Genomic DNA, 17741 nt, shown 5'->3' on the forward strand with positions numbered 1-17741 from the left:
TCTAGTCGTAATATTCGGAGGCAACGATGAACGATAAAAAAGCTCAAACCCGCGAACGCATTCTCAAGGCCGCCAGCGCAGCGCTGATTCAGCGTGGCCCGGCCGAACCGAGCGTGGGCGAAGTGATGGGCGCAGCCGGCCTGACGGTTGGCGGCTTCTATGCGCACTTCGAAAGCAAGGACGCGATGATGCTGGAAGCGTTCAAGCAACTGCTCGGTCACCGCCGTAGCTTGATCGCCGACATGGACGCCGAGTTGACCGGTGAAGAGCGTCGCGCGTTGGTGGCGGCGTTTTACCTGTCACGCAAACACCGGGATTCCTCTGAATCCGCGTGCCCGATCCCGGCCTCCGTCGGCGAGCTGGGACGCCTGCCGGACGCATTTCGGGTGGCGTTGAATGAACACGTGGAAATGATGGTCGCGCAGTTGGCGGCCAGCCCGGAAGACACCGACAAAGCCCTGGCCGACATGGCCTTGATGGTCGGTGGATTGGCTCTGGCGCGGGCGCTGGGGCCGGGAGAGTTGTCTGATCGATTGCTGCGTGCCGCCAAGTCGGCGGTGCAATGACCTGAAGGCAATGGCCTGAGGAGTGAGAGCGATGAGCACGTTAAAGTGGGTTCGTGGCGTTAATGGCACCTTGGGCTGGTTTGCACCGAAACTGGTCGCGAGCAAAATGCGACTGGCGTTCATGACGCCGCGGGATCTGCCGCCGCGTGATTGGGAATTGCCGTTATTGGCGAAATCCGAGCGCATCACGCTCCGTTTCGGCCTCTCGGCGTTGCGCTGGGGGCAAGGCCCGGCGGTGTTGCTAATGCACGGTTGGGAAGGTCGGCCTACGCAGTTTGCCAGCCTGATCACCGCGCTGGTTGACGCCGGCTATACCGTAGTCGCCCTGGACGGTCCGGCTCACGGTCGCTCGCCGGGCAACGAAGCCAACGTCGTGCTGTTCGCCCGGGCCATGCTTGAGGCCGCTGCCGAGTTGCCGCCGCTGCAAGCGGTCATCGGTCACTCGATGGGCGGTGCCAGCGCCATGCTCGCCGTTCAGTTGGGCCTGCGCACCGAAACCCTGGTGACCATTGGCGCTCCGGCGCGGATTCTCGGGGTTCTGAGAGGTTTTGCCCGCTATGTGCGGCTACCGCCAAAAGCCCGTTCGGCGTTCATTCGCCAAGTCGAAAAAGACGTCGGCATGCGCGCGGCTGCATTGGATGTCTCGCGTTATCAGCTCGACATGCCTGGCCTGATCGTTCATGCCGAAGACGACAACTTCGTCCCGGTCAAGGAGTCCCAGTTGATCCACGAGGCCTGGTTCGACAGTCGCTTGCTGCGGCTGGAGGAGGGCGGTCATCAACGGGTGCTTGCCGACCCGCGGGTGATTGATGGCGTGTTATCACTGCTGGCCGGTCGCAGCCTGCAATCGCGCCAATCGGCCTGAGCATCCGTTACACTGCCCCGGTCGACATCATCTGACCGGGAGTGGGGCATGGGCTGGGATAGGGCAACGCCATTTATCATTGATCTTGCGGTGGACGCCGAGGACATCGACGGGTTGGGGCACGCGAATAACGCGGTGTACGTGACCTGGCTCGAACGCTGCGCCTGGCGCCACTCGCAGCGGCTCGGCCTCGATCTGGTCGAGTACCGGCGGCTGGATCGGGCGATGGCGGTGGTGCGGCACGAAATCGATTACCTGGCGGCGGCCTATGAAGGCGATGAGTTGCAATTGGCGACCTGGATCGTCGATTGGGACCAGCGCCTGAAAATGACTCGACACTTCCAGCTCAAGCGACCGAGCGACAACACCACGTTACTGCGCGCGCAAACCACGTTTGTCTGCATTGAGCTGTCCACGGGCAAACCCAAGCGCATGCCGGCGGAGTTCATCGAAGGTTACGGCCCGGCGTTGCAAGTCGCGATTTGAGTGTCTTTGCGGGCCTCTTCGCGGGCAAGCCTCGCTCCTACAGGTGTGGAGCGATCTCTTGTAGGAGCGAGGCTTGCCCGCGAAGGCGTCCGCACAATCAACACCGTCCGGTCTGACGAAATACCTTCTAACCGCCGAAACCAGTAAACTGCCGCACGTTTTTCGTCGAGTGTGTTTTTCATGCAAATTGCTTTGGCGCCCATGGAGGGATTGGTCGACAACATCCTGCGGGACGTGCTGACCCGTGTGGGCGGTATCGATTGGTGCGTGACCGAGTTCATCCGGATCAACGACCAACTGCTCACCCCTGCCTATTTCCACAAGTTCGGTCCTGAACTGCTGACGGATGCGCGCACCGCTTCCGGCGTGCCATTGCGCGTGCAGCTGTTGGGTTCCGACCCGGTGTGCCTGGCGGAAAACGCCGCGCTGGCCTGCGAGCTGGGTTCCGAAGTCATCGACCTGAACTTCGGCTGCCCGGCCAAGACCGTCAATAAATCCCGTGGCGGCGCGGTATTGCTCAAAGAGCCCGAGCTGCTGAACCAGATCGTCGAGCATGTCCGTCGCGCCGTTCCGGCGCACATTCCGGTCACCGCGAAAATGCGTCTCGGCTTCGACAGCCCTGACGGTTCGCTGGTCTGCGCCACGGCCCTGGCCGAAGGCGGCGCGGAGCATATCGTGGTGCATGCGCGGACCAAGATGGACGGCTACAAGCCGCCGGCGCATTGGGAGTGGATCCCTCGCGTGCAGGAAGTGGTCAAGGTGCCGGTATTCGCCAACGGTGATATCTGGAGCGTCGAAGACTGGCGCCGCTGCCGCGAAATCAGCGGCGTGGAAGACATCATGCTCGGTCGCGGGCTGGTGTCGCGTCCGGACCTGGCCCGGCAGATCGCCGCCGCCCGTGCCGGTGAAGAGGTGGTGGAGATGACCTGGGCCGAGCTGCTGCCGCTGATTCAGGACTTCTGGCTGCAAGCCAAAGCCCAGATGACGCCACGCCAATCGCCCGGTCGCCTGAAGCAGTGGCTGGCGATGCTGACCCGCAATTATCCCGAGGCGGTTGAGCTGTTCACCCTGCTTCGCCGTGAAACCGAACTGGATCAGGTTTCGCGTTTACTGGGGTTGCAGGTAGCCGAAGCGGCCTGAAAAAAATCTCGAAATAATCTCTTGAAATGCAATCAGCGGTCCCTATCTAAGGATTACGCGATGCCGAATTCGGGTCGCGGAGACAAAAAACTTGCTGATTGTTTTCAGGAGATTTGAACCATGACTACTGCATTTTCCCTGGCCCCACTGTTCCGTTCCTCGGTAGGCTTCGACCGTTTCAACGACTTGTTCGAAACCGCCCTGCGCAACGAGCCAGGCAGCACCTATCCACCTTACAACGTGGAAAAACACGGTGACGATCAATACCGCATCGTTGTAGCGGCCGCCGGTTTCCAGGAAGAAGACCTGGACCTGCAAGTCGAGAAAGGTGTGCTGACCATCAGTGGCGGCAAACGCGACGCAACTGAAGGCGTGACCTTCCTGCACCAAGGCATCGCCCAGCGCGCGTTCAAACTGTCGTTCCGCCTGGCCGATCACATCGAGATCAAGGCCGCCGACCTGAGCAACGGTCTGTTGAGCATCGACCTGCTGCGTGTCATTCCGGAAGAGGCGAAAGCCAAACGCATCCCAATCAACGGGACGCAAAAACCCGCTCTGCAGCACTAAGGCGGGGCAATGAAAAAGGGCGCCAATGGCGCCCTTTTTTGTGCCAGCTGTTCTCCTGTAGGAGCAAGCTTGCTCGCGATGGACTTCTGGGCGACGCGTTTATCCAGACAGTGCGCGTCATCGTTGACGTCCATCGCGAGCAGGCTCGCTCCTACAGGAAGTGCGGGTTATTTCAGGAGTTTCTGGAACGCCTCCACCGGCAGCGGCTGGCTGTGCAGATAGCCCTGATAAAAATGGCAGCCCAGCCCCTGCAAAAACTCCAACTGTTCCGGCGTCTCCACCCCTTCGGCAATCACTTTCAACTCCAGGCTGCGGGCCATGGCGACGATGGCGCGGATGATCTCGGCGTCGTTCGGGTCGGTAGTCGCATCGCGAATGAACGACTGGTCGATTTTCAGGGTGTCGACCGGCAATCGCTTGAGGTAAGTCAGCGAGGAATAACCGGTGCCGAAGTCGTCCATGGCGAAGCTGATGCCGAGTTTTTTCAGGCGGCGCATTTTGCTGATGGTGTCTTCCAGATTCTGGATGACGATGCCTTCGGTGATCTCCAGTTTCAGCAGCGAGCAGGGCAGGCCGTGGGTGGCGAGGCTGAGCTCGATGCGCTCGACGAAGTCGTTCTGGCGGAATTGTCGTGGGCTGATGTTCACGCACAGGCTGAAGTCGAGCGGGTCGATCAGACCCTTGGCGATCAACTGTTTAAAGGCGTCGCAGGCTTCGTCGACGATCCAGGTGCCGACTTCCAGAATCAGCCCGCTGTCTTCCAGGACCTTGATGAATTCAGTCGGCGATTGCGCGCCCAATTCCGGATGGTTCCAGCGCACCAGCGCTTCGGCGCCGACGATACGATTGTCGCGGGCGTCCACCTGCGGCTGGTAATGCACGTCGAATTCGCCCCGGGAAAGGGCCAGGCGCAGGTCGGTTTCCATGCGCAAGCGTTCACTGGCGGCCTTCTGCATGGTGTTGTGATACATCTGGGTGGTGTTGCGTCCCGAGTCCTTGGCCCGATACAGCGCGATGTCGGCGCGTTTGAGCAGGTCGGTCGGGGTCGAGCCATGATCGGGAATCAGCGCGATACCGATACTCGGTGTCACTTGCAGGCGCTGGCCGTCGAGGAACATCGGTTCCGACAGCAGTTCGCGCAAGGTGTCCGCCAGTTCGCGGACCTGCTCGCTGACTTCATTGCGCGAACCTTCCAGGCCGCTGAGCAGCACCACGAACTCGTCACCGCCCAGGCGTGCCACGGTGTCTTCCATGCGCACGCTGGCTTCGAGGCGCGCAGTGATGATCTTCAGCACCGTGTCGCCCACCGGGTGGCCGAGCGAATCGTTGATGTGCTTGAAGTGGTCGAGGTCCAGAAACATCAGGGCGCCGCGCAGGTTGTGGCGTTTGAGCAGGGCGATCTGCTGGCTCAGGCGATCCATCAACAGCGCGCGGTTGGGCAGGTTGGTCAGCGGGTCGTGGTAGGCCAGGTGGCGGATCTGTGCTTCGGCGTTTTTCAACAGGCTGACGTCCCGCGCGGTCAGCAGCAGGCACGCGGTTTCATTGAGGGTGATCGGTTCTACCGAGACTTCGACGGTCAGCAAGTCGCCATGCTTGTTGCGCCCAAGCATTTCCTGGTGATGCACGCGGCCCTTGATCTGCAGCTCGGCGAGCAGCGCCGAGCGTTGTTTTTCTTCGGCCCAGATGCCGACCTGGTACACCGTGCGGCCGACGACTTCATCGGCGCGGTAGCCGGTCAGGCGGCAGAAACCATCGTTGACCTCCAGATAGCGCCCGGTGTCGCGTTCGGTGATGGTGATGGCGTCGGGGCTGGAGTGGAAGGCCTTGGCGAACTTCTCCTCGCTGGCCTTGAGCGCTGCTTCCGAGCGTTGTTGCTGGGTGATGTCACGCAAAGTGGTAACGATGCACGGCTGGTCGCCGACACTGATCTGGCGGCTGGAAATCACGCAGGTCAGCGACTGGCCGTCCTTGTGCTGGACGATGATGGCGACGTTGTTCAGGCCTTGTTCGCGGATGACTTGTTCGATCCGGCGCAGGCTTTTCGCCGAGGCGTCCCACAGGCCGATTTCGTCGGCGCTGCGACCAATCACCTCGGCGGTACTCCAGCCGAAGGTCTGGGTGAAACTGGAGTTGATCTCGATGAACTGGCCGGTGTCCTGGCGGGTAACGCAGATCGGGTCCGGGCTGACCTGGAACAGGGTGGCAAATTTCTCTTCGGAGGCGACCAGCTTCTGTTCGCGTTCGACCTGATCGGTAATGTCCAGCAAGGTCCCCGCCATGCGTAGCGGTGCGCCGTTTTCATCGCGGTAGAGGCGGGCGCGGCTTTCCAGGTAACGCGAAGTGCCGTCCTCCAGCTGCACGCGGTAGGTCAACTGATAGTTGCCGGCCGGGCCTTCGCGCAGGCTGCGATAGGCATCGCGCATGCTGTCGCGCTCCTCGCCGGGCACGCCTTCGAAAAACTCGTCGAAGGATTCATGGAACGGTATGGGGTCCAGTCCGTGCAACTGCGCGGCGCGGGCCGAGCCATACAACATACCGCTGGGAATGTGCCAGTCCCAGGTGCCGAGCTGCGCCGAGTCCAGCGCCAGATCGAGGCGCTCCTGGCTGTCTTTCAAGGCGAGTTCGGCAGCCTTGCGTTCAGTGGTGTCGAGGAAAGTGCTGAGCAGATAGGGCTGGCCCTCGAGCTCGACTTTTTGCGCGCTGAGAATACCGTCGTGGACCTGGCCATTACTGGCGCGGAACTGCACCTCCATGCTGACCAGCTCACCTTTGGCCTTGGTCGCCTTGACCAGTTTCTCCCGTTGCTCCGGGTGCACCCAAAGGCCCAGTTCCAGCGTGGTGCGGCCAATCGCGTTTTGCACCGGCCAGCCGAACAGGCTTTCGAAATACTGGTTGGCTTCGGTGATCAGGCCGTCTTCCTGGCGAGTCAGCAACACCATGTTCGGGCACAGGTGAAACAGCGTCGCGAAGCGTTTTTCCGAGCTGCTCAACGCCTGTTCGCGCTGACGCTGGTGGGTGATCTCGCGGATTACCCCGATCATGCGTGGTCGCCCGTGTTTGTCCGGCAGCAGGCTGCCGTTGATCTCCAGCCAGTGCAGGCTGCCGTCGGGCCAGCGAATGCGGTGATGCATCGCCTGTTCCAGTGGCGCGCCGGCGATTACCGCGTGGAAGGCACGGAGGGTTTTCGCTCGATCCTCCGGGGGCAACAGGTCGAGGTATTCCAGATCCGCCGGCAAGGGTTGCCGGGGGTCGAAACCGAACAGCGCCTGCGTACCCCGCGACCAACTGATCTGCCCGCGCTCGATGTCCCAATACCAGGCGCCCAAACGTGCGCCGTTGAGGGCGGCCAGCAGCTGCGGCGCACTCTCCCAGCTCTGCTCGGATCGTTTCGGGTCAAGCGCCTGAATACGTGGCATCGGCGGAATACGGTCAACAGATTTCGGCATTGGCAGGCCTTGGGCTGAATGGGGCGTTAGGCGCAGGTATTTGAGGCTCTATAGGAGTAGCACAAATTAGCCTTGAGTCCCTGGCAGATCGAGTTGTGCATCCAGCAAGGCCATAAAAGCCCGTGCTGCGTTCGACAGCGTCCGTTCGGTGTGCAAGATATAGCCTAGCTGGCGAGTCAGTTGTATGCCGGGCAAAGGTATTCGCGCAACCTGATCGTCAAGCATTGTGCGCGGCAACACGCTCCAGGCCAGGCCGATCGACACCATCATCTTGATGGTTTCCAGATAATTCGTGCTCATGGCGATGTTCGGCGTCAAGCCTTGGGCTTCGAACAGGCGCCGGACGATATGGTGAGTAAAGGTGTTGCCACCGGGGAACACCGCCGGATGCAGGGCGATGTCCGCCAGGCTGACCGCGCCATTGCTGATCAGTGAATGCTCCGGCGCGGCCACGAAATCCAGCGGGTCGTCCCACACCGGCGTGGCCTTGACCAGGGCATGAGGCTCGGGCGCGAGGGTGATGACGGCCAGCTCGGCGCGACCGTGGAGGATTTCTTCGTAGGCCACTTCCGAATCGAGGAACTGAATATCCAGCGCCACTTGTGGGTAGCGTCGGGTGAATTCCCTTAACAAGGGCGGCAAACGGTGCAGGCCGATGTGGTGACTGGTGGCCAGCGTCAGGCGGCCGGTCACTTCGCCAGTCAGGTTAGTCAGGGCGCGGCGGGTGTCGTCTAGCACGTTCAGAATCTGATAAGCCCGTGGCAGCAGGGCGCGTCCGGCTTCGGTCAGGCCGACTTCGCGGCCCAGTCGATCAAACAGTCGCACCTTCAATTGCTGCTCCAGCCCGGCGATCCGTTTGCTGATAGCCGGTTGCGTCAGGTGCAGCCGTTCGCCGGCACCGGAGAAGCTTCCTGTCTCGGCAATGGCAATAAAGGCATTAAGGTTGGCCAGGTCCATCGTTGTATTCCAGTTGGTTATCCAAAGCATAAAAAATATGAATTTGAGTTATTTAATGTAACCCCCTAGGATCGACCTCACAAGCCAAAGGGTTATTGAATCTCTCAAGACCCAGGGCATAGAAATACGCTGATGAGGACCGTCTGATGGCCGGCAAAACGCTTTACGACAAGCTTTGGGATTCCCATGAAGTGAAACGGCGCGACGATGGGTCGTCGCTGATCTATATCGACCGCCACATCATCCATGAAGTGACTTCGCCCCAAGCTTTCGAAGGCCTGCGTCTGGCCGGGCGCAAGCCTTGGCGCGTCGACTCGATCATCGCTACGCCGGACCACAACGTACCGACCACTCCGGATCGCAAGGGCGGCATCGAAGCGATTACCGATCAGGTCTCGCGCTTGCAGGTTCAGACCCTCGACGACTACTGCGATGAATATGGCATCACCGAATTCAAAATGAATGACGTGCGCCAGGGCATCGTTCACGTGATCGGTCCGGAGCAGGGCGCAACCTTGCCGGGCATGACCGTGGTCTGCGGCGACTCGCACACCTCGACTCACGGCGCGTTTGGCGCCCTGGCCCATGGCATCGGCACTTCCGAGGTCGAGCACGTGTTCGCCACGCAGTGCCTGGTCGCCAAGAAAATGAAGAATATGCTGGTGTCGGTCGAAGGCAAACTGCCGTTCGGCGTGACCGCCAAGGACATCGTGCTCGCGGTCATCGGCAAGATCGGCACCGCCGGCGGTAATGGCCACGCCATCGAGTTTGCCGGCAGCGCCATTCGCGACTTGTCTATCGAAGGCCGCATGACCATCTGCAACATGTCCATCGAGGCTGGCGCTCGCGTAGGTCTGGTGGCGGCGGATGAAAAAACCGTGGCGTACGTGAAAGGCCGTCCGTTTGCCCCGAAAGGCGCGGAATGGGACCTCGCTGTCGAAGCCTGGAAAGACCTGGTTTCCGACGCTGATGCGGTGTTCGACACCGTCGTCGAGCTGGACGCCACTCAGATCAAGCCTCAAGTCAGCTGGGGCACTTCGCCCGAGATGGTGTTGGCGGTCGATCAGAACGTGCCGGACCCGGCGAAAGAAATGGACCTGGTCAAGCGCGGTTCCATCGAGCGCGCCCTGAAGTACATGGGTTTGACCGCCAATCAGGCGATCACCGACATTCAACTGGACCGCGTGTTCATTGGCTCCTGCACCAACTCGCGGATCGAAGACCTGCGCGCTGCGGCGGTGATCGCCAAGGGCCGCAAAGTGGCTTCGACCATCAAGCAAGCCATCGTGGTGCCGGGCTCGGGCCTGGTGAAGGCGCAAGCCGAGGCCGAAGGCCTGGACAAGATTTTCCTCGAAGCCGGTTTCGAGTGGCGTGAACCGGGTTGCTCGATGTGCCTGGCGATGAACCCGGACCGTTTGGAGTCGGGCGAGCATTGCGCATCGACCTCCAACCGCAACTTCGAAGGGCGTCAGGGCGCCGGTGGCCGTACGCACCTGGTCAGCCCGGCCATGGCCGCGGCGGCTGCCGTCAACGGTCGTTTCATCGACGTTCGCGAACTGATCTGAGGAACCGCACATGAGAGCTTTTACCCAACACACCGGTTTGGTTGCGCCATTGGATCGTGCCAACGTCGACACCGACCAGATCATTCCGAAGCAGTTCTTGAAGTCGATCAAGCGCACCGGTTTTGGCCCGAACCTGTTTGACGAATGGCGCTACCTGGACGTGGGTTATGCCTACCAGGACAACTCCAAGCGTCCGCTGAACAAGGATTTCGTCCTCAACGCCGAGCGTTACCAGGGCGCCAGCGTCTTGTTGGCCCGCGAAAACTTCGGTTGCGGCTCCAGCCGCGAGCACGCGCCGTGGGCGCTGGAAGAGTACGGTTTCCGCAGCATCATTGCGCCGAGCTATGCCGACATTTTCTACAACAACAGCTTCAAGAACGGCTTGCTGCCGATCATCCTGAGCGACGCTGAAGTGGATGAACTGTTCCAGCAGGTCGAGGCGAATCCTGGCTACGAGTTGAAGATCGACCTGCAAGCCCAGACCGTGACCCGGCCGGACGGCAAGGTCTACAGCTTCGAGCTTGACGAGTTCCGCAAGCATTGCCTGGTCAACGGCCTCGATGACATCGGCCTGACTTTGCAGGATCACGAGGCGATTGCATCGTTTGAAGCCAAGCACCGTGCGAGCCAGCCTTGGTTGTTTCGCGACGCGTAAGTTTGCGTAAGGCGTGATGACGCCTTCGCGGGCAAGTCGGATCGCCGCACCGCTCGCTCCTACAAGGACAGCGCAATACCTGTAGGAGCGAGCGGTGCGGCGATCCGACTTGCCCGCGAAGAGGCCCGAAAAAACACCCCAAGACTCACCCGAAAAAGGAAGTCCACATGACCAGCACCGCTCAGCACAGTCAGGTAGTCCAAAAGCAATTCGGCGAACAGGCCTCGGCCTACCTGAGCAGCGCCGTCCACGCTCAAGGCACTGAATTTGCGCTGCTACAGGCTGAGCTGGCCGGGCAGGGCGATGCCCGCGTGCTGGACCTCGGTTGCGGCGCCGGTCACGTGAGTTTTCACGTGGCGTCGCTGGTCAAGGAAGTGGTGGCTTACGATCTGTCGCAGCAAATGCTCGACGTGGTCGCCGGTGCTGCCGCTGATCGTGGGTTGGGCAACGTGTCTACGGTCCTGGGTGCCGCTGAGCGGTTGCCATTCGCCGATGGCGAATTCGACTTCGTCTTCAGCCGTTATTCGGCGCACCATTGGAGCGATCTCGGCCTGGCCCTGCGTGAAGTCCGGCGGGTGTTGAAGCCGGGCGGCGTGGCGGCGTTCATCGACGTGTTGTCACCGGGCAGCCCGTTGTTCGACACTTACCTGCAAAGTGTCGAAGTGCTGCGCGACACCAGCCATGTGCGCGATTATTCCGCCGGCGAGTGGCTGCGTCAGGTCAGCGAGGCGGGGTTGCACACTCGCAGCACCACGCGTCAGCGCCTGCGTCTGGAGTACACCAGTTGGGTCGAGCGCATGCGCACACCACAAGTGATGCGCGCCGCGATCCTCGAGTTGCAGCAGTCGATGGGCAACGAAGTACGCGAATATTTTGAGATTGAGGCCGATGGTTCGTTCAGTACCGATGTACTGGTACTGATGGCTGAACGATAAGCTCGGAAACATAAGCGCCGAGCGATAGAATTTTTCCGGGCGTGCCCAAGGGCACACCGACTGATGACATGAGGAAAGCATGAGCAAGCAGATTCTGATTCTCCCAGGTGACGGTATTGGCCCGGAAATCATGGCCGAAGCGGTCAAGGTGCTGGAACTGGCCAACGACAAGTACAGCCTGGGCTTCGAACTGAGCCACGACGTGATTGGTGGCGCCGCCATCGACAAGCACGGCGTGCCTCTGGCTGACGAAACCCTGGAGCGTGCTCGCGCCGCCGATGCTGTTTTGCTGGGCGCCGTGGGCGGCCCGAAATGGGACACCATCGAGCGTGACATCCGCCCTGAGCGTGGTCTGCTGAAGATTCGTGCGCAACTGGGCCTGTTCGGCAACCTGCGTCCGGCGATCCTGTACCCGCAACTGGCCGAAGCTTCCAGCCTGAAAGCCGAAATCGTTTCCGGCCTGGACATCCTGATCGTTCGCGAGCTGACCGGCGGCATCTACTTCGGCGCGCCGCGTGGCACCCGCACCCTGGAAAACGGCGAGCGTCAGTCCTACGACACGCTGCCGTACAGCGAAAGCGAAATCCGCCGCATCGCCCGTGTCGGTTTCGACATGGCCATGGTGCGCGGCAAGAAGCTGTGCTCGGTGGACAAGGCCAACGTGTTGGCTTCCAGCCAGCTGTGGCGTGAAATCGTCGAAGAAGTGGCCAAGGATTACCCGGAAGTCGAACTGAGCCACATGTACGTCGACAACGCGGCCATGCAACTGGTGCGCGCACCGAAGCAGTTCGACGTGATCGTCACCGACAACATGTTCGGCGATATCCTGTCCGACCAGGCGTCGATGCTCACCGGTTCCATCGGCATGCTGCCGTCGGCATCGCTGGATACCCATAACAAAGGCATGTACGAGCCGTGCCACGGTTCGGCTCCGGACATCGCGGGCAAGGGCATCGCCAACCCGCTGGCGACCATTTTGTCGGTTTCGATGATGTTGCGTTACAGCTTCAACCAGTCGGATGCAGCGGATGCCATCGAGAAAGCCGTGAGCCTGGTGCTGGATCAGGGCCTGCGGACGGGCGACATCTGGTCGACCGGTTGCACTAAAGTCGGTACGCAGGAAATGGGTGACGCAGTAGTCGCCGCGCTGCGGAATCTGTAATCTCTGGGGCCCGCTGCCACTTTCCACTTCGAAAGCAGCGGCCCACTTTTCAAGAAGGTGTAGTTGCGATGAAACGTGTAGGTCTGATCGGTTGGCGCGGTATGGTCGGTTCCGTGCTCATGCAGCGGATGCTGGAAGAGCAGGATTTCGATCTTATCGAGCCGGTGTTTTTCACCACTTCCAATGTCGGTGGCCAAGGCCCGTCCGTGGGCAAGGACATTGCTCCGCTCAAGGACGCTTACAGCATTGAAGAGCTGAAAACCCTCGACGTGATTCTGACCTGCCAGGGTGGCGACTACACCAGCGAAGTCTTCCCGAAGCTGCGCGAAGCCGGCTGGCAGGGTTACTGGATCGACGCCGCTTCCAGCCTGCGCATGCAGGATGACGCGGTCATCGTGCTGGACCCGGTCAACCGCAAGGTCATCGACCAGCAGCTCGACGCGGGCACCAAGAACTACATCGGCGGCAACTGCACCGTCAGCCTGATGCTGATGGGCCTGGGCGGTCTGTTCGAAGCCGGCCTGGTCGAGTGGATGAGCGCCATGACTTATCAGGCAGCCTCCGGTGGCGGCGCGCAGCACATGCGTGAACTGATCAAGCAAATGGGCGTGACCCACGGCGCTGTCGCCGATCAACTGGCCGACCCGGCCAGCGCCATCCTCGACATCGACCGCCGTGTGGCCGAAGCCATGCGCAGCGACGCGTACCCGACCGAGAACTTCGGCGTACCGCTGGCCGGCAGCCTGATCCCGTGGATCGACAAGGAACTGCCGAACGGTCAGAGCCGCGAAGAGTGGAAGGCCCAGGCCGAGACCAACAAGATCCTCGGTCGCTTCAAGAGCCCGATCCCGGTCGATGGCATCTGCGTGCGCGTCGGCGCCATGCGCTGCCACAGCCAGGCACTGACCATCAAGCTGAACAAAGACGTGCCGATCGCCGACATCGAAGGGTTGATCAGCCAGCACAACCCTTGGGTCAAGCTGGTGCCGAACAACCGCGACATCAGCATGCAGGAGCTGAGTCCGACCAAGGTTACCGGCACCCTGAATGTTCCGGTTGGCCGTCTGCGCAAGCTGAACATGGGTTCGCAGTTCGTCGGCGCGTTCACCGTTGGCGACCAGCTGCTGTGGGGCGCGGCCGAGCCGCTGCGTCGCATGCTGCGGATTCTGCTTGAGCGTTGATCAATTGATGTAAACAAAGAACCCGCGCCTTGAAAGGGGCGCGGGTTTTTTTATGGGTGTTGTGTCGCCAGAAAGGGCCTCTTCGCGGGCAAGCCTCGCTCCTACAGGTGCGGCGCAATCCCATGTAGGAGCGAGGCTTGCCCGCGAAGGGGCCGGTACAGGCGCCGCAAACCCTTGGCAGAATTGCCTGCACGCCACCCACCCGGTAAAGTGCCGCTCCCCCCGTTTCGCCAGAGGTGCAACCATGAGCCAGTCCTTTGATATTGCCGTGATCGGCGCCACCGGTACTGTCGGCGAAACGCTCGTGCAGATTCTCGAAGAACGCGACTTTCCGGTCGGTAACCTGCACCTGCTGGCCAGCAGCGAGTCCGCCGGTCATTCGGTGCCGTTTCGCGGCAAGAACGTGCGGGTGCGGGAGGTCGATGAGTTCGATTTCAGCAAAGTACAGCTGGTGTTCTTCGCCGCAGGTCCGGCGGTGACCTTGAGTTTCGCCTCGCGCGCCACGGCGGCCGGTTGCTCGCTGATCGATCTGTCGGGCGCCTTGCCTGCCGATCAGGCGCCGCAGGTGGTGCCGGAAGCCAATGCTCAGGTTCTGGCCGGTCTGAAAAAGCCATTCCAGGTCAGCAGCCCGAGCCCGTCGGCCACCACCTTGGCCGTGGTGCTCGCACCCTTGCTCGGTCTGCTCGATCTGCAGCGCGTCAATGTGACCGCCAGCCTGGCCGTTTCTGCCCAGGGCCGCGAAGCCGTTACAGAGCTGGCCCGGCAAACCGCCGAGCTGCTCAATGTGCGTCCGCTGGAGCCGAGTTTTTTCGATCGGCAGATGGCCTTCAACCTGCTGGCGCAAGTCGGCAAGCCGGATGAAAACGGCCATACGCTGCTGGAAAAGCGTCTGGTGCGTGAGCTGCGTCAGGTCATGGCCTTGCCTTCATTAAAGATTTCCGTCACTTGCATTCAAGCCCCGGTGTTTTTTGGCGATAGCTTTAACGTGACCCTGCAGTCTGCAAGCGTTGTGGACCTGGTAAAAGTCAACGCGGCGCTGGAAGACGCTCCGGGTATCGAGCTGGTGGAAGCCGGCGATTACCCGACGCCGGTCGGCGATGCGGTAGGGCAGGATGTGGTCTACGTCGGTCGGGTTCGCGCTGGAATCGACGACCCGTCGGAACTTAATGTGTGGCTGACGTCAGATAACGTACGCAAAGGCGCGGCGCTCAATGCTGTGCAGGTGGCTGAATTGTTGATAAAAGACCTGCTGTAAAAGATACTTGGCAACAATTTGCAGAATGATTCTGGTCGGGCGTCATGCTCGACCGGATTGCTGAAGGCAAGCCACCCTGCGAGGCTTTCCGGGGCATGAAAGAAATGATCGCGCGCGACGACCCTTCGCCGCCGCGCGCAATGCCTTACGGCAGCGACTATCAACACCTTCTCGCTGGCCGAGGAATGTTCAAACAAAGGATGAGGCTATGGTTCAAGTTCGCAAACTGGTGTTAGCAATAGCGGCCGCCTCGGCGCTGTCCTCCGGTATGGCGCATGCGCTCGGGCTCGGGGAATTGACCCTGAAGTCGTCGCTGAACCAGCCGCTGGTGGCGGAAATCGAATTGCTCGACGTCAAGGAACTCACGGCTGCCGAATTGGTGCCGAGCCTGGCGTCGCCCGAAGATTTCGCCAAGGCCGGTGTCGACCGTCAGGCATTCCTCAATGACCTGAGCTTCACCCCGGTGCTCAACGCCAGTGGCAAAAGCGTCTTGCGCGTGACCTCCAGCAAGCCGCTGTCCGAACCGATGGTGAAATTCCTGGTTCAGGTGATGTGGCCCAACGGTCGCCTGCTGCGCGATTACAGCGTGCTGCTCGATCCGTCCAAATTCTCGCCGCAAACCGCTGAAGCGGCTGCGCAGCCGGCACCGACTCAGACCGTCACTGCACCGGTGACCGGCGCTACCAAACCGACCCAATACACCACCACGCCGCGCGATACCCTCTGGGAAATCGCTGCGAAGGCGCGCAATGGCGGCTCGGTTCAGCAAACCATGCTGGCCATCCAGGCGCTGAACCCGGATGCCTTCATCAACGGCAACATCAACTTGCTGAAAACCGGTCAGGTGCTGCGCCTGCCGGATCAGACGCAAGTCGCCAGCGTGCCGCAACCCAAAGCCATTGCCGAAGTCGCTGCGCAGAACACTGCGTGGCGTCAGGGGCGTCGCTATGTGGCGAAGCCTGGAGCAGGGCAGCAGCAACTCGACGCGACCAAGCGCCCTCGCGCTGAAGGCGCTCCCGTGCAGCCCGCCAAGGACAAACTGAGCCTGGTGTCTGCCGAGTCCGGCAAGGCCGGTGGCAAAGGTGCTGCAGGTGATGCGAAGGCCTTGAGCAACAAACTGGCCCTGGCCCAGGAAAGCCTCGACACGACCCGTCGTGACAACGCTGAACTGAAAAGCCGCATGACCGATCTGCAAAGTCAGCTGGACAAGCTGCAACGCCTGATCGAGCTGAAGAACAATCAACTGGCCAAGATGCAGGCCGAAGGTGCTGCGGGTGCGCCGGCTGCTGCTGTTGCGGCGGCCCCGGCGATCTCGGCCGAATTGACGCCGAGCCCTGCGCCTGTAACGCCAGCCCCGGTGGCGGCCGCTCCTGAGGCGGCGCCAGCTCCGGCTGAAACGCCTGTCGAGCCAGCGCCAGCCGCGTCTGACGATCAGAAATTCAACGACCTGCTGACCAATCCGGTGCTGCTGGGTCTGGTCGGCGGTGGGGCAGTGGTTCTGCTGCTGTTGCTGCTGTTGCTGGCCCGTCGCCGCAAAGCCCAGCAGGAAGCCGAGAAACACCTGCGGATGGCCCGTGCCTTGTCCGAGGAGCAGGATTTCTCCGCTGATCTGGATTTGCCTGAAAGCAGCTTCGAAGGTCTGGAAGTGCCGCCGCCAAGCGTGAAGCTCGCGACCGCGCCAGCTCCTGCACCCGCGCCAACCCCGGCTCCCGCTCCGGCACCGGCACCGGTCATTGAGCCAGTGGTGGTCATGCCGCCGATTGCCGCGCCACTGGTCGCGCCTGCCGCTGATCGTGATGACGACGTGCTGACCAAGGCGCAGTCGCACATGGCCGCCGGTCGCCTGAATCAGGCGGCGGCGTTGCTGGAAGATGGCATCAAGCAGGAGCCTCAGCGCAGTGACCTGCGTCTGAAGCTGATGGAAGTCTATGGCCAGCAGGGCGACCGCGACGCGTTCGTGGCCCAGGAGCGTCAGCTCGTGGCCAACGGCGAAAACTTCGCCCGTGTCGAAGAGCTGAAAAGCCGCTTCCCGGCCATGGCGGTCGTCGTGGCGGGTGGTCTGGCTGCTGCGGCCGTCGCTGCCGAACTGGACGCCGAGTACGTCAAAGAGCTGTTGATGGACGAGTCCGAAGAGCCGGCGCCGGCACTGGCCGATGACGACTTCGACAGCGCGTTTGATTTGAGTCTGGATGATCTGGAAAACGTCGTTCCTGTGGTGGCTGCGCCTGAGCCGACGCCTGAGCCAGAACCAGAGGCTTTGGCCGAACTGGATGAATTCCCGCTGGACGACGACCTGAGCTTTGAGTCGGTGTTGCAGCAACAGACTGAAATCAAGGAAAACCTCGACGACCTGTCGGACTTCGATCTGGACATGGACCTCGGTGCCGATCCGTCGCCAGGGATCCTCGATGAAGACGATTTCCTGTTGAGCCTGGATGACGACGTCAAGGGCTTGCCTGCCGTGGAAGTGCCAGCCGCCGCTCCTGAGGTCGCGCTGGATGATCTGGAGCTGCCGGCGGATTTCGATCTGTCGCTGGCCGATGAAATGGACGCTCCGGATGCATTTGCCGCTGAGCTGGATGACGTCAACGCCGAGCTGGATCGTCTGTCGCAGAGCATTGGCGAGCCGACCTTCACTGCCGAAGACGCATTGGCTTCCGCCGCTGATGAGCCGGAATTCGATTTCCTCTCCGGCACCGACGAAGTCGCCACCAAGCTCGATTTGGCCCAGGCCTACATCGACATGGGCGACGCCGATGGCGCGCGGGACATCCTCAATGAGGTGGTCAGCGAAGGTGACGCGGGTCAGAAGAGCGAAGCCAAGGAAATGCTTTCGCGTCTGGCTTGAGTGATCGGTAAGGCATAAACAAAACGGCAGCCCATTGAGGCTGCCGTTTTTGTTTTACCGATAATGCGATGGTGTCTGTTGAGGTGTCTTCGCGGGCAAGCCTCGCTCCTACA

At 61.2% G+C, this 17741-nt stretch carries 14 protein-coding genes; 12 read left to right on the plus strand and 2 right to left on the minus strand.

Features of this window, described 5'->3' with window-relative positions; all coding sequences use genetic code 11:
* Positions 1-26: 26 nt before the first annotated feature.
* From KGA82_RS21015 to KGA82_RS21035, 5 genes are all read left to right on the plus strand, one after another.
* A complete protein-coding gene (locus tag KGA82_RS21015) occupies positions 27-566 on the plus strand; it encodes a TetR/AcrR family transcriptional regulator (RefSeq protein ID WP_008037648.1) in 540 nt (179 codons plus the stop codon).
* 31 nt (positions 567-597) lie between these two features.
* Entirely contained in the window at positions 598-1431 is an 834-nt protein-coding gene (locus KGA82_RS21020) for an alpha/beta fold hydrolase (protein ID WP_008037646.1), read from the plus strand.
* 48 nt (positions 1432-1479) lie between these two features.
* Positions 1480-1917: an acyl-CoA thioesterase gene (locus KGA82_RS21025; RefSeq protein ID WP_008037643.1), complete on the plus strand. Its 438-nt coding sequence runs from the start codon at positions 1480-1482 to the stop codon at positions 1915-1917.
* 180 nt (positions 1918-2097) lie between these two features.
* The gene (locus KGA82_RS21030) at positions 2098-3057 is read left to right on the plus strand and encodes a tRNA dihydrouridine synthase (RefSeq protein WP_192226348.1); all 960 of its coding nucleotides are present in this window, start codon (positions 2098-2100) and stop codon (positions 3055-3057) included.
* Positions 3058-3177: 120 nt separating this feature from the next.
* A complete protein-coding gene (locus KGA82_RS21035; RefSeq protein WP_008028306.1) occupies positions 3178-3624 on the plus strand; it encodes an Hsp20 family protein in 447 nt (148 codons plus the stop codon).
* 167 nt (positions 3625-3791) lie between these two features.
* Here the strand turns inward: KGA82_RS21035 and KGA82_RS21040 are convergent, their stop codons facing one another.
* Both KGA82_RS21040 and KGA82_RS21045 read right to left on the minus strand, forming a co-directional pair.
* Positions 3792-7070 carry a PAS domain S-box protein gene (locus tag KGA82_RS21040; RefSeq protein WP_008028304.1) on the minus strand — a complete coding sequence of 1093 codons (3279 nt, stop codon included), beginning with the start codon at positions 7068-7070 and terminating at the stop codon, positions 3792-3794.
* Between the two features lie 66 nt (positions 7071-7136).
* Positions 7137-8027, minus strand: coding sequence for a LysR family transcriptional regulator (locus tag KGA82_RS21045; protein ID WP_008028303.1), 891 nt, complete (start codon positions 8025-8027; stop codon positions 7137-7139).
* A gap of 146 nt (positions 8028-8173) precedes the next feature.
* Between KGA82_RS21045 and leuC the strand changes: the two genes are divergently transcribed.
* The 7 genes from leuC (at position 8174) to KGA82_RS21080 (ending at position 17628) form a co-directional block, all read left to right on the plus strand.
* On the plus strand, positions 8174-9592 hold the full coding sequence (gene leuC / locus KGA82_RS21050; protein ID WP_008028300.1) for a 3-isopropylmalate dehydratase large subunit: 1419 nt from the start codon (positions 8174-8176) through the stop codon (positions 9590-9592).
* A 10-nt stretch (positions 9593-9602) separates the two neighbouring features.
* Positions 9603-10247, plus strand: a complete 645-nt coding sequence (gene leuD / locus KGA82_RS21055) for a 3-isopropylmalate dehydratase small subunit (protein ID WP_008028298.1) — start codon at positions 9603-9605, stop codon at positions 10245-10247.
* A gap of 167 nt (positions 10248-10414) precedes the next feature.
* Positions 10415-11182 carry a class I SAM-dependent methyltransferase gene (locus KGA82_RS21060; protein ID WP_192226352.1) on the plus strand — a complete coding sequence of 256 codons (768 nt, stop codon included), beginning with the start codon at positions 10415-10417 and terminating at the stop codon, positions 11180-11182.
* Positions 11183-11261: 79 nt separating this feature from the next.
* A complete protein-coding gene (gene leuB / locus KGA82_RS21065) occupies positions 11262-12344 on the plus strand; it encodes a 3-isopropylmalate dehydrogenase (protein WP_192226354.1) in 1083 nt (360 codons plus the stop codon).
* Between the two features lie 68 nt (positions 12345-12412).
* Positions 12413-13525, plus strand: coding sequence for an aspartate-semialdehyde dehydrogenase (gene asd, locus KGA82_RS21070; protein WP_008037636.1), 1113 nt, complete (start codon positions 12413-12415; stop codon positions 13523-13525).
* Between the two features lie 244 nt (positions 13526-13769).
* Positions 13770-14780 (plus strand): aspartate-semialdehyde dehydrogenase, encoded by a 1011-nt coding sequence (locus tag KGA82_RS21075; RefSeq protein ID WP_008037634.1) that lies wholly within the window; start codon positions 13770-13772, stop codon positions 14778-14780.
* Positions 14781-14988: 208 nt separating this feature from the next.
* Positions 14989-17628: a FimV/HubP family polar landmark protein gene (locus KGA82_RS21080; protein WP_223452286.1), complete on the plus strand. Its 2640-nt coding sequence runs from the start codon at positions 14989-14991 to the stop codon at positions 17626-17628.
* Positions 17629-17741 lie beyond the last annotated feature (113 nt).

It is taken from the genome of Pseudomonas sp. BF-RE-22, assembly GCF_019956155.1.
GTDB classification, from domain to species: domain Bacteria; phylum Pseudomonadota; class Gammaproteobacteria; order Pseudomonadales; family Pseudomonadaceae; genus Aquipseudomonas; species Aquipseudomonas migulae.